The sequence below is a fragment of the Hyphobacterium sp. genome, assembly GCF_965217055.1.
Taxonomy (GTDB): domain Bacteria; phylum Pseudomonadota; class Alphaproteobacteria; order Caulobacterales; family Maricaulaceae; genus Hyphobacterium.
In genome coordinates this window covers 984,898-996,793 of the sequence record NZ_OZ244227.1, presented here as the reverse complement: position 1 = coordinate 996,793, position 11,896 = coordinate 984,898, and the positions used below count along the sequence as shown (strand labels likewise).

The window sequence follows — 11,896 nt, the reverse complement described above, 5'->3', positions numbered from 1 at the left end:
ATCGCGCGGCGGGGCCACTATTTGCGGAACAACCTCAACAGCCTGTGCAGCAGACGCGCGAAAATATTCGAAGGCCCTTCGGCCAGCTGGACCTCGGTGCTTTCGGCTTTTTCTTCCGCCTCTTTCTCGGCTTCCTGTTGCGCGCGCATCATTTCCAGCTCGGCCTGGGCGCGGGCATCGCGTAGCTTCTGCCGCCGCATCATTTCCTCGTCATAGGCATCCGCGATTTCCTTGACATCGCCCTCGGCGCGAACGACGCCGTGGTCGAGCCATATGGCGCGGTCACAGGTCGCCTCCATCAGCTGCCGGCTGTGCGAGGCCAGAATGAGAATGCCCGCCTGTTCGACAAAGCTCTGCATGCGCGCCGTGGCCTTTTTCCGGAACGCGGCATCTCCGGCCGACAGCCATTCGTCAAGAATGAGGATTTCAGGTTGGAATGCGGTCGCGATCGCGAAGTTCAAGCGCATGCGCATGCCGGCCGAATATGTCTGGACCGGTAGATCGAGAAATTCGCCGAGTTCTGAAAACGCGACGATGTCCGCGCGATGCTCCTCGATTTCCCGGCGGCTCCGGCCAGCGGCCAGCCCGCGCAGGGTGATGTTGTTGTGACCGCTGGCCTCGAGGCTCATGCCGAGGTTGATATTGACGACACTTGTGGTGCGGCCCTCGATCACCACCTCGCCGGCGTCCGGTGTATAGATCTCGGCAAGTACCTGCAGCAGCGTTGTCTTGCCCGAACCATTTTCGCCGATGATCGCCAGCCGGCCGCCGCTTTCCAGGTCAAAGCTGACGCCGGACAGCGCACGCACCCCGACAATGGAATTGTTGGCACCGCGAATAAGCGTGCTGTTGCGATGGGTCAGAGCCCCGTTTTCATCGCCAGCGGGCGTGGCAATGTCCGCTTTATCCGCAACGACAGCGCGCTGGTAGATCGGATAGTTCACGCACAGATTTTTGACCGACACATGGGGCAATGCGAATGCCTCTTCCTATATCCAGTAAGGCAGTCTACGCCGCAAATGCGCACCGACCAGTGCGGCTGCGATCCAGATCAGGGCGGTGAGGATCAATACGACTCCCCAGCTCGACATGCGCGGCAATTCACCCATCAGGGGTGCGCGGATGATCTCGATATAGTGGGTGAGCGGATTGAGATCGGCTGCCACGGCGCGGGCCCCGGTCATCTCCGCCCGCACCCAGAGAATGGGCGTGAGGAAGATCATGATCCGGGTAATCGAATTTGTCAGATGGGTGATGTCGCGATAGCGCGCTGCGACGAAACCGAATGTGTATTGAACCGCTACTGCATTAATCAGATAGATCGCGAAGCCAGGCAGGCACATCAGTGCGACGAGCTCGGGTCGCCAACCCATCAGGATCATGGCGGCGAATGCGACCACGAGATTCAAGCCCAGTACAAATATGCTCCTGAAAATGCTGCGGAAAACATGAACGGAAAGCGGCATGGACACGCTTTTGATCCAGGTCATCGAATTCACGAATACCTGACAACCGTCGAGGATCTGCGCCATCAGGAAGACGAACAGCGCATATCCGATCGCCACATAGGTGACGAAGCCTTCCGGATCGAACCGCGTGAAAGCCCCGAAGAAAAAGGAAATCCCGCCGACAAACAGCGCATAGGACAGCATGATCCACAGCAGGCCGAGCGCGCTGCGCCGATAACGCTGCTGCATGTCGTCCATCGCGAAGGTCAGCCAGACATCGACCTTGGCAATGCCTTGCGCAATGTCGGTGAAGAAAACGGTCACACCGGTATGCTTGCTGGTCACGTTAGCTGGCTTGGGATCATGCATCGTCGCTATAATGAACCCGCTCGGTCTCGCTGCTGTTTAGGAATGCCAACCCGGACCGAAGTCGATTGGTCAGATCGCGGCTAAGCAGTCACCATAATGGCCGCCACACGTCAAGCAATTCAACGACCTGCAACCACCCCCTTTTCAGGGCTGGCTCTTCCTGTAGTTATCGCTGCAATCAATTTTCAGGAGCGGCTATGGACGCCTCCATCGTCATCAGAACCTACAATGAAGGCAAATGGCTCGCCGAAGTCCTGGCGGCTTGCGCTGCGCAGGACGATTCCGAATTCAGCTTCGAAGTCGTCATTGTCGATTCCGGTTCAACCGACGATACGCTGGCGATTGCCGAAAAATACGGCGCCCGCATCACGCATATCAGGAAGTCCGATTTCACCTTTGGCCGCTCGCTCAATGTCGGCTGCGAGTTCGCGGACGGACGCTACCTGGTGTTCATTTCAGGGCATTGCATCCCGATCGGCGATCAATGGCTCGCCGACCTGATCCGGCCGCTCCACCAGGACAAGGTCGCCTTCACCTACGGTCGCCAGCAGGGCCGGGCAGGGGTCACGAAATTTTCCGAGGAACAGCTGTTCAAGAAGTATTTCCCGGAGCACAGCAGCATCCCGCAGGAGGGCTTCTTCTGCAACAATGCCAATTCGGCCGTGCCGAAGGAAATCTGGCAGAAATACAAGTTCGACGAAGAAGTGACCGGCCTCGAGGACATGGTATTGGGCAAGCAGCTTGTCGCAGATGGCCACGAGATCGGTTACGTCGCCGAAGCGTCGGTCATCCACCTGCACGAAGAAAGCTGGCCGAAGGTCAAGACGCGCTATGAGCGCGAAGCCATCGCCCTGCAAGACATCATGCCCGAAGTGCATATCCGTTTCCGGGACTTCATCCGTTTTACCCTGGCCGGCATCATGTTCGATATGAGTGAGGCCTTGAGCCAGCGGGTATTCTGGAAAGAGGCCGGAAGCATTTTCATGTTCCGCCTGATGCAATACTGGGGCTCCTACAAGGGCAATAACGACCACAGGAAGCTGTCCCAGGAACGCAAGGATCGATACTTCTACCCACGCTAATTCCCGGTTGCCGATACGCTGAAATCAGGCACGGGGCAGAAAGAAGGAAGCCATGGTGCAATCTTCCAAGGTCGTCGCACTCCTGCCGATGAAGGCGCACAGTGCGCGGGTCAAATCCAAGAACTTCCGTGAATTCGCCGGAAAACCGCTGTTTCGCTGGATCCTCGATACCCTGTTGTCGGTCGACGAGATCGACAAGGTCGTGATCAACACCGATGCCCGCCAGATTCTGTCCGACCACGGCCTGAACGACGGCGATGCCGATGGCCGGGTCGTTCTGCGCGACCGCAAGCCGGAAATCTGCGGCGATCTCGTCTCGATGAATCTGGTGCTCGCCGATGATGTCGAGAACGTCGAGGCCGACACCTATCTGATGACCCATACCACCAACCCCTTGCTCTCCGCTGGTGCAATTCGCGCCGCGCTGGCAAAATACCGGGAAGTCACCGAGCAGGGGGCGGCCGACAGCCTGTTCACCGTGAACCGGATCCAGACGCGCTTTTATCGGGACGATATGAGCCCGGTGAACCATGACCCGGACAATTTGATCCGCACCCAGGACCTGGAAGCCTGGTTCGAGGAAAATTCGAACCTCTATATCTTCAACCGCGACAGTTTTGCCCGGACCCAGGCCCGGATCGGGGCAAAGCCCGCCATGTATGAAACGCCGCCGCTGGAATCCATCGACATCGACAATGCGGACCAGTGGATGCTGGCCGAGGCGGTGGCCCTCTATGACCGGAAAGTCGAGCTCTAGCCCATGCGCATTCTTGTGACCTGCCCGCCCATGCTGGGCATGATTGACGAATTCCGGCCGATCTTCGCCGGGAAGAATGTCGAGCTCGACGCCCCTGATGTGGTGCAAACCATGACCGAGGACGAGCTTTGCGCCATCCTCCCGGACATGGATGGCTGGATTATCGGCGACGATCCGGCCAGCGCGCGGGTGCTGGAAGCCGGCGCTGCCGGCAAGCTGAAAGCCATCGTCAAATGGGGGGTCGGCGTCGACAATGTCGATTTCGAGGCTGCCGAACGACTGGGTCTGCCGTCCACCAACACGCCGGGCGTGTTCGGCAATGAAGTCGCTGACGTCGCGATGAATTATGTTGGCGGGCTGGCGCGGCAAACTTTCCTGATCGATCGCGAAATCCGGGCAAACAATGCCTGGCCCAAGCCGCGGGGCATTTCGCTGACCGGGCGCAAGGCCGGTGTCATCGGCTTCGGCGATATCGGTCGCCAGACTGCGCGCCGGCTGATTGCATCTGGCATGGAGGTCTATGCCTACGATCCCGCTTTCACGCCGATAGACGGTATCAACGTGACGCCGAAGCCCTGGTTCGAGGGGGTCGAGGATTGCGATTTCCTGGTTTTCACGGCGCCGCTCAACGCCGGCACGCACCACATGTTCAACGAGGAGGTGCTGCAGGCCGTGAAACCGGGCGTCAGGATCGTCAATGTCGGCCGCGGCCCTGTCGTCAAGCAGGCGGCGCTGCTAGAGGGCCTGGCAAGTGGCAGGATCCATTCCGCTGCTCTGGACGTGTTCGAGGTCGAGCCGCTCGCCGCCGACAATCCGCTGCGCGGATACGAGCGTTGCATCTTCGGGTCTCACAACGGATCGAATACCGAGGACGCCGTGCGCCGTGTCAGCCATCAGGCGATCGGCTATCTGTTCGACTTCCTCGGTGTTAAGTAGGGAATCATGACAGACAGGGCGGTCTTCATCACGGGCGTGGGCGGCGGAATCGGCGCTGCGCTGGGCGCCGCCTACAGGTCTGCCGGATGGCGCGTTATCGGATCTGGCCGCAAGGCGCCCGATCCGGAGATTTGCGATCACTTCATCGAGGCGGACCTGGACGCGCTGGCCGAGGACGATGCCGTACTTGAACGCGTCGCAGAAAATGTCCGGGCCGCTCTGGACGGCGCCAAACTGGCGGCTTTGATCAACAATGCCGCCACACAAATCCTCGCACCCGCCGACAAGCTGACCGCGGCCGATTGGCGGTCGACCATGAATGTCAATCTGACCGCCCCCTTCCGTCTGAGCCAGGCTTTCCTGCCGGATCTGGAAGCGGCGCGCGGCACCATCCTGAATATCGGCAGCGTGCACGCCAGGGCGACCAAGCCGGAATTCGCCGCCTATGCGACGTCCAAGGCCGCGCTTCACGGCATGACCCGCGCCCTGGCCGTCGACCTCGGTGATCGCGTCCGTGTCGTTTGCCTGGCACCTGCGGCGATTTCCACGCCCATGCTGATGGCCGGGTTCGAGGGCCGCGAGGCGGCTTTCAAATCGCTCGAGGCCTGTCACCCCGCCGGCCGGATCGGTCAGCCAGACGAGGTCGCGAAGGCTGCCCTTTTCCTGACCGGACCGGATGCCGGCTTCGCAACGGGCACGACATTCTGGCTCGATGGCGGCGTATTGTCCCGTCTCCACGACCCGGTGTGATATTGGCGCGCGACGCATGACACCGCTTGCTTGTTCCGAACCCGAAATCGTCTGGCCGGCACGCGCCATACTGGGCGAGGGCCCGGTCTGGTGCTCGCGCGGACAATCGGTCTACTGGGTCGATATCAAGGGATTGGCGCTGCACCGTTACACGCCGGAAACCGGTGCCCGTGACAGCTGGCAGGCCGACGAAGCCATAGGCTGCATCGATGTACCGGGGGCCGACGGCTCGTTGCTAGCCGCCACACGGTCCGGCTTCGCGCAGCTTGTGCCGAAAGGCGATGGAACGGTGGAGCGCCGCGCCCTGGCCTCGCCCGAGCGCCGGGATTATCCCGGCAATCGCTTTAATGACGGCAAGCGCGCGCCGGACGGTTCGTTCTGGGCGGGCACCATGGACGATGCCGAAAAGGCCGACAGCGGGGCCTGGTGGCGCCTCGATCCGGAGAGTGGCGCAGCAACCTGCCTCGAGCGCGGCTACCGCGTGACCAACGGCCCGGCCTTTGATGTTGCGCGCCGCCGTGTGTATCTGACCGACAGTGCACGTCAGACCGTGTTTATGGCCGACTGGATCTCTGGCGGCGGTTTCGATGACAAGCAGGTCTTTGCCCACATCGGCGACGGTGACGGGTATCCGGACGGCATGCAGGTCCATGCCGATGGCTCGCTCTGGATTGCCTTCTGGGATGGCGCTTGCCTGCGCCGTTTTGCACCGGACGGCACCCTGGTCCAGACCATAGACCTGCCGGTGCAACGCCCGACCAGTCTCGCTTTCGCGCCCGAGCTCAACAGCGTCTTCGTGACGTCCGCTTCGATCGGTCTTGAAGGCGAAGGCGAAGGCGCGCTTCTAAGGCTCGATCTCGGCTAGGCTACGTCGCGCCGGGAGCGTTCACGGCGCACCTCGTGCAGCTCGGCATACAGCGCGTCGATTTCCTGTTCGAGCACCTGCAGGGCCAGTTCGGCTTCCGCCTTGCCGCTCTGTCTTTCCTTGAGCGCGACAAGCACGCTGGTCAGGATCCGCCGGGACTTGATTGCGACCGCAATGCTGAAGGCGAGCGTCGTGGCGAAAAGGCCCAGAAGGGCGATCCAGACCCGCCATTCCGGCAGCAGGATTGCGCTCGCCACGATGGCGGCGAACACCAGCATCACGCCGGCGATGAAGGTCCAGTTGCGTCTGACGCTCGGGATCAGCTCGCCCAGCACTCGCCGCAGGCCGGTAGGGGGCAATGTCTCTGCTTCCGCTGGCCGTGGTTCGCCCGCGGACGGGACCGGCTGACGCGCCTTGCTTGGTGGCCGCCGCAAGGCCTCTGCCAGGTCCTTGCGTTCGAAGACTTCGAGATCCCCGCCTTCGGTCGCGTTGATGACGCGGACACCGGCCCGGGTCAGGGCTTGCCGGGCAATCTCGAAATGCTCCCGCATCAGCATGGTGTTCGGCGTATGCCATTTGCGACCGGCTCCGAAATAGGTCGGGTCGAAATGGTTGGCATCATCATTCGCCAACGAGGTCAGTCGCGGATCGTTCGGCGCGCTTTCATCCTCGGGCCGCGCCGAAGCCGGCATCACATAACGCATGTCGAACCCGACGAGTACAATCTCGGAGAAACCGAGATGGGCGGCCAGCTGCAGCATCGTGATGGCAACGGTGTGCGGCTGGATCACCTTTTCGGCGGCGTCCAGCGAGAACATCGATTCCGGCAGATCATCGATCGTGCCGGCGACTTCATTGAAGAAATAACGGTTCGGTCCGTCGGAGACGAGGTCCCGGCCTTTCAGCCGCCGGCGGTCGCCGCCATGCGTCTGCACTTCGGCAGGAAAGAAGGCGACCATGTCAGGATGGGTGGCCAGCATCGTCTCGATATCCGACGCGCGGTCAGGCAGAACCTGCGAATCCACGCAAGTATAATAGGACGGCCGCCAGTCGATCCTGTCGAACAGCAGGTGAACCGCATTGCAGGCAAAGACCGTCTCATTCTTCAGCAGGCCGAGATCGGTCTTGTTGAGCGAGGGGCCGTTGCCGAGGATGACGCAGCGTTCGCCCTGGTGGCGGTCCTTGAGAGCGGCAAGGTCGCTGATCGGCTCGGGCGCACGCAGGCCGGAGCTGAAACGCTTTCCGCCTGTCGCCTTGCCGAAATCGGCCCGCCGCCTCACAGCGCTCATGCGGATCGTCGGGGGATCCAGCACACGCAGCTGCTCGTCGAGATCCTCGCGCTCCGCGTCGGTCAGTTCGCGCGGCCTGGCTGGAATGAGGTCGCCGAAAGAGTCTCGGAATTCGGGGTCGAGACTGTCGAGCTCGCGCTGGATGACGGTGCGCATTTCCTGTTTGTAGTGGTCGAGCTGATCCACTGAGCGTTGGCCTGGCCTGACGCGGAAACAGCCGAGCATTCGGTCGACCGTGTACAGGTCGGCATGCCGGAAAAACCGCATCCACAATTCGAAATCATTGGCGACGTCGAACGCGGTATCGAGCCCGCCGCCGGCCCGCTCCCAGAGACTGCGGCGCCAGAAAGTGGATTCCTGCTGGATCCACAAATGATCGCCGGCCAGAAAACGCAATCGCGACCACGGCCTCACCGGTCCGACATAGTCGATCTCGCTGCGGACATTCATCGTGCTGGGCCGGCCGGTAATCCATTCGACCTCAGGATGGGTCTCGAAAATCCGTGCGACCTGGGACAAGCAGCCGGGATGGAGAATGTCGTCTGAATTGATCCATCCCATGATTTCGCCATCGGTCATGGCGAAACCCTTGTTGACCGCATCGGCATGACCCTCGTCGGGCTCGCTGGTCAGTCCGGCCAGTTCGCGCCGGTAATGTTCGAAAATGAGTCGCGATCCGTCCGTGCTGGCGCCATCCGAGATCACGTACTGCAGCGCCGGATATTGCTGACCCAGCACCGATTCCATGCATTCCCGCAGGAATTGCGCGCCATTGTAATTCGGCGTGACGATACTGATCGGAATGTGATTGCTCATGAATTCGGCCTGCGTCGTGTAAGCGTCTCAGCTGCCAGTGAAAGCGTAGACTTGATTGCCGCCCAGGCGCCGCAATTCTTATGGACCAATTGAAAGACCTCGCGCAACCGCGCCGGCGAGACCTGATGGGTCTTGGTCCCTTCGCCCATATATACCGATGAAAGCGTCTCCCGGAGCAGTTTGAACCTCGCGCCCGAATTGTAGAGCCGGATCCACAAATCCCAGTCCATCACATAGTGAAGCGCCGGATCGACGCCGCCCACCGCCAACATTGCCGACCGCCTGACAAAGCAGGAGGGCTGCGAAATGATATTCGACCGCAACAACAGGGGGGAGAGGTCTTCCACCTGGTCATGCCGGTCGATCACGTCACCGGACAGGTCAATGAAATCGGTCAGCCCGTAAACGACGTCGAGATCGCGATCCGCGTCGAGCGTTTCCCGCACCGCATCCAAAGCGTTCGGAGTCAGGCAATCATCGGCATTGAGCCAGAATACGAAATCGGAGTCCGTGTGCTGCCAGCCTTCGGCAATCGCAGCGGATTGTCCGGCGTCCGGACCGGTGCGCGAATAGGCGAAATCGATGCCGCTCGACTGCGCAGCCTCTGCCACCCTCGGATCGCCGGACGCATCCAGCAGCGCGACCTGCAATGGCGGTGTCTGACCGGCGAGGCTCTCGAGCGCACGCGGCAACAATTCGTGCCAGCCGCCCACAGGGATCGCCACCGCAAAACTGACGGGCTTAGACATCATTTTGCGGCATCGCGGCGACACTCCCGCAGCTTTCAATACGCATCGTGAACACAATCGGCAGAGGGCAAGGAAGACATGAGCGAACAGATGGCCTTTGCATCTCCGGAGGCTTCATCAGGCGACAGGAATCATCGCTCCCGATTATGCCTGATTAAGCAGGAAAAGCCGCCACCAAAACCGCCTCAACCCATAGTCACATCAGGACGCCAAGTCCAGTATCGCCGCCGGCGGGCAGGACCGCCAATCTCCGCCCGCGACCCGGTCAGGCACCGTTCGGTGGTTGCGCGATCCGGCGGATGTCCGGCGCGCGGGTCAGAAGCTTGACGGGCGACCATGTCATCGCCTTTGAAATGGTCAGGGAGTTTGCCGTGCGCTTCTTCTGGATGTCCCTGCGGCTTTCCAGGATGGGCCCGAGACCGCGAATCGCTTCGCCCAGGGCTCGCGCGGTACAGCGGAACTTGCCGTGAAAGGCGCTGCGCAGCAGGAAAACCAAATTGACCATGGCCACGAACGGCATCGTCAGGACGAACATCAATGGCGGCGCGTTCTTGACCCAGGTCCAGACCCGGTTGCGCGTGCCGTGAAAGATTGTGAATTCGGACCGCCGTCCTGAAATGCCGGAGCCGAAATGATAAACCACTGCGTCGCTGGCATGGACGCATTCCGCGCCATACAGCCGCAAGCGGAAAGCAAGGTCGACATCCTCGACATAACAGAAGAATTGTTCGTCGAATCCGCCGGAATCCATGTAGATGTCGCGCCTGTACAGGGCTGCGGCGGCGCAGGGTCCGAAAATCCGGCCGTCATGGTCGGGCGCCTGATCGGCCGGCCAGTCATAGCCACCGCGCCAAGCCAGACCGAGCGGCGAATACGCGTCGCCGACGCCGTCCAGCTTCGCTGGGTTGCGCTTGGACAGCATCGTGCAGCCGACCATTTCGGCCTTGTGCTTTTCGCCGCAGCGGACAGCTTCTTCCAACCAATCCGTCTTTGGAGCCGTGTCCGGGTTCAGCATCGCAATCCACGGCGCGTTGCCCAATGCGGCGCCCTGGTTGCAGGCAGCCGCAAAGCCGAGATTCTCGGTGTTGCGGACAATCGTGAAACGCTCGTCCTCCACAGCCAGAAGATCGACGGATCCATCAGTGGAATTATTGTCGATTACATAGACATGAAACTCGCGAAACGTTTGATTTCTAACGGCTTCAATACACTCGGATATGAATTCACCGCCATTGAAGTTGACGATGATAATATCCACCAGCGATTGACGTGTCATATGCGAGGTCCCGATTGCGGCCGTTTCCGATCGGTCAGATCGCGGGAACGGTTGTGACCCGCTTACTGGGATTGCAGGCTTGCTAAGTCAATTCGACGGGCCACACATTTGTCGCATTGGGGATAGGTCGCACTGAAAAACCTTGATAAAGCATCCCGCGACAGACGGGTCGACCTCAACCGGGAAAAGGCTGCATGAAAAACAAGAAGAAGTATTTCGGAACCGATGGAATTCGCGGCACCGTCAATACGCCCCCCATGACACCGACTTTCGCCATGCAGCTGGGCATGGCGGCCGGCCAGTATTTCAAACGCCGCGGAGACCACCGTCACTCCGTCGTGATCGGCAAGGATACACGGCTGTCCGGCTACATGATCGAAACCGCCCTGGTCTCCGGCTTCACAGCAGTGGGCATGGATGTTTTTCAGTTCGGCCCGATCCCGACCCCTGCGGTTGCGCAGCTCACGCGCTCCTTGCGCGCTGATCTCGGCGTGATGATCACCGCCTCCCACAATCCGTATTACGACAACGGTATAAAATTGTTCGGTCCTGACGGCTTCAAGCTCTCCGACAAGGCCGAAATGAAGATCGAAGCGCTGATGCAGGAGCCTGCGGAGATCATGTTGGCGAAGCCCGACCTGCTCGGACGGGCGAAGCGCATTGACGATGCCCAGGCACGTTATGTCGAGATAGCGAAGGCGACCTTTCCGCGGGACATGACACTTTCCGGCCTTCGGATCGTGGTCGATAGCGCCAACGGCGCGGCCTACAAGGTCAGTCCGGCCGCCTTCTGGGAGCTCGGGGCGGATGTCATGGAGATCCACACCAAGCCGGACGGCTTCAATATCAACAATAATTGCGGCGCGACGGATCCCGGCGCGCTGGCCGAAAAAGTTCTGCAGACCCGCGCCGATATCGGGATCGCGTTCGACGGCGATGCCGACCGACTGGTTGTCGTTGACGAGCTGGGCCACGTCGTCGATGGCGACCAATTGCTCGCCGTAATCGCGTCGGATTGGGCGTCGGCAGGCCGGTTGCGCGGTAACAAGGTCGTCGCGACCGTAATGTCCAATTTCATGCTCGGTCATTTTCTCGAATCGAAGGGCCTCGAACTCGAGCGCGCCGATGTCGGCGATCGCTATGTCGTGGAGAAAATGCGCGAACTCAACGCCAATATCGGCGGCGAACAATCCGGACATATCGTGTTGAGCGATTTTGCAACAACCGGAGACGGCCTCATCACCGCGCTCCAATTGTTGGCAATTCTGAAGCAGAAGGACCGCCCGGTCAGCGAAAGCTGCCGCCTCTTCGAGCCGGCACCGCAGCGGCTCGTAAACATCGCCGTGCCCGATCGCTCGGCGATCCTCAATTCCGCCCCGGTCGAAAAGGCGATATCAGACGCACAGGCGCATCTCGGAAAGCGGGGCCGCATTCTTGTTCGCGCTTCGGGGACCGAACCCGTCATCCGTGTGATGACCGAAGGCGAGGAAGCCGCGTGCAATGAGGCTTTGGAAATGGTCTCATCTGCAATAGAGCAGAGCCGCGCCTGACCGGCATCG

General features: G+C 60.7%; 11 protein-coding genes. 6 read left to right on the top strand and 5 right to left on the bottom strand.

Annotated features, from left to right (window positions below; translation table 11 throughout):
• Nucleotides 1-17: 17 nt before the first annotated feature.
• Nucleotides 18-944, bottom strand: coding sequence for an ABC transporter ATP-binding protein (locus ACOOFN_RS05055; protein WP_420434312.1), 927 nt, complete (start codon nucleotides 942-944; stop codon nucleotides 18-20).
• A 45-nt stretch (nucleotides 945-989) separates the two neighbouring features.
• Complete coding sequence (locus ACOOFN_RS05050; RefSeq protein WP_420434310.1) at nucleotides 990-1,793, bottom strand: ABC transporter permease; 804 nt, start codon at nucleotides 1,791-1,793, stop codon at nucleotides 990-992.
• Nucleotides 1,794-2,014: 221 nt separating this feature from the next.
• Between ACOOFN_RS05050 and ACOOFN_RS05045 the strand changes: the two genes are divergently transcribed.
• From ACOOFN_RS05045 to ACOOFN_RS05025, 5 genes are read left to right on the top strand one after another with little or no spacing between them, the layout of a single operon-like run.
• Nucleotides 2,015-2,899 carry a glycosyltransferase gene (locus ACOOFN_RS05045; protein WP_420434308.1) on the top strand — a complete coding sequence of 295 codons (885 nt, stop codon included), beginning with the start codon at nucleotides 2,015-2,017 and terminating at the stop codon, nucleotides 2,897-2,899.
• 52 nt (nucleotides 2,900-2,951) lie between these two features.
• Nucleotides 2,952-3,656 (top strand): acylneuraminate cytidylyltransferase family protein, encoded by a 705-nt coding sequence (locus tag ACOOFN_RS05040; RefSeq protein WP_420434306.1) that lies wholly within the window; start codon nucleotides 2,952-2,954, stop codon nucleotides 3,654-3,656.
• Nucleotides 3,657-3,659: 3 nt separating this feature from the next.
• On the top strand, nucleotides 3,660-4,592 hold the full coding sequence (locus ACOOFN_RS05035; protein ID WP_420434304.1) for a phosphoglycerate dehydrogenase: 933 nt from the start codon (nucleotides 3,660-3,662) through the stop codon (nucleotides 4,590-4,592).
• A gap of 6 nt (nucleotides 4,593-4,598) precedes the next feature.
• Nucleotides 4,599-5,342 carry an SDR family NAD(P)-dependent oxidoreductase gene (locus ACOOFN_RS05030; protein WP_420434302.1) on the top strand — a complete coding sequence of 248 codons (744 nt, stop codon included), beginning with the start codon at nucleotides 4,599-4,601 and terminating at the stop codon, nucleotides 5,340-5,342.
• A gap of 16 nt (nucleotides 5,343-5,358) precedes the next feature.
• On the top strand, nucleotides 5,359-6,207 hold the full coding sequence (locus tag ACOOFN_RS05025; protein WP_420434300.1) for an SMP-30/gluconolactonase/LRE family protein: 849 nt from the start codon (nucleotides 5,359-5,361) through the stop codon (nucleotides 6,205-6,207).
• Here the strand turns inward: ACOOFN_RS05025 and ACOOFN_RS05020 are convergent.
• The 3 genes from ACOOFN_RS05020 to ACOOFN_RS05010 all read right to left on the bottom strand — a co-directional run bounded on the left by ACOOFN_RS05020 (nucleotide 6,204) and on the right by ACOOFN_RS05010 (nucleotide 10,337).
• The gene (locus ACOOFN_RS05020; RefSeq protein WP_420434298.1) at nucleotides 6,204-8,312 is read right to left on the bottom strand and encodes a glycosyltransferase; all 2,109 of its coding nucleotides are present in this window, start codon (nucleotides 8,310-8,312) and stop codon (nucleotides 6,204-6,206) included. The genes ACOOFN_RS05025 and ACOOFN_RS05020 overlap by 4 nt on opposite strands.
• Nucleotides 8,309-9,064 (bottom strand): glycosyltransferase, encoded by a 756-nt coding sequence (locus ACOOFN_RS05015; protein ID WP_420434296.1) that lies wholly within the window; start codon nucleotides 9,062-9,064, stop codon nucleotides 8,309-8,311. Before ACOOFN_RS05015 ends, ACOOFN_RS05020 begins: the two co-directional genes overlap by 4 nt.
• Before the next feature lie 262 nt (nucleotides 9,065-9,326).
• Nucleotides 9,327-10,337 (bottom strand): glycosyltransferase family 2 protein, encoded by a 1,011-nt coding sequence (locus ACOOFN_RS05010; protein ID WP_420434294.1) that lies wholly within the window; start codon nucleotides 10,335-10,337, stop codon nucleotides 9,327-9,329.
• Nucleotides 10,338-10,531: 194 nt separating this feature from the next.
• Between ACOOFN_RS05010 and glmM the strand changes: the two genes are divergently transcribed.
• Nucleotides 10,532-11,887, top strand: a complete 1,356-nt coding sequence (glmM, locus tag ACOOFN_RS05005) for a phosphoglucosamine mutase (protein ID WP_420434292.1) — start codon at nucleotides 10,532-10,534, stop codon at nucleotides 11,885-11,887.
• Nucleotides 11,888-11,896 lie beyond the last annotated feature (9 nt).

What these genes read in the sequence shown, in the direction of transcription:
- ACOOFN_RS05045 (WP_420434308.1), top strand. Translation starts at nt 2,015, where the DNA reads ATGGACGCCTCCATCGTCATCAGAACCTACAATGAAGGCAAATGGCTC.
- ACOOFN_RS05040 (WP_420434306.1), top strand. Translation starts at nt 2,952, where the DNA reads ATGGTGCAATCTTCCAAGGTCGTCGCACTCCTGCCGATGAAGGCGCAC.
- ACOOFN_RS05035 (WP_420434304.1), top strand. Translation starts at nt 3,660, where the DNA reads ATGCGCATTCTTGTGACCTGCCCGCCCATGCTGGGCATGATTGACGAA.
- ACOOFN_RS05030 (WP_420434302.1), top strand. Translation starts at nt 4,599, where the DNA reads ATGACAGACAGGGCGGTCTTCATCACGGGCGTGGGCGGCGGAATCGGC.
- ACOOFN_RS05025 (WP_420434300.1), top strand. Translation starts at nt 5,359, where the DNA reads ATGACACCGCTTGCTTGTTCCGAACCCGAAATCGTCTGGCCGGCACGC.
- ACOOFN_RS05020 (WP_420434298.1), bottom strand. Translation starts at nt 8,312, where the DNA reads ATGAGCAATCACATTCCGATCAGTATCGTCACGCCGAATTACAATGGC.
- ACOOFN_RS05015 (WP_420434296.1), bottom strand. Translation starts at nt 9,064, where the DNA reads ATGATGTCTAAGCCCGTCAGTTTTGCGGTGGCGATCCCTGTGGGCGGC.
- ACOOFN_RS05010 (WP_420434294.1), bottom strand. Translation starts at nt 10,337, where the DNA reads ATGACACGTCAATCGCTGGTGGATATTATCATCGTCAACTTCAATGGC.
- glmM (WP_420434292.1), top strand. Translation starts at nt 10,532, where the DNA reads ATGAAAAACAAGAAGAAGTATTTCGGAACCGATGGAATTCGCGGCACC.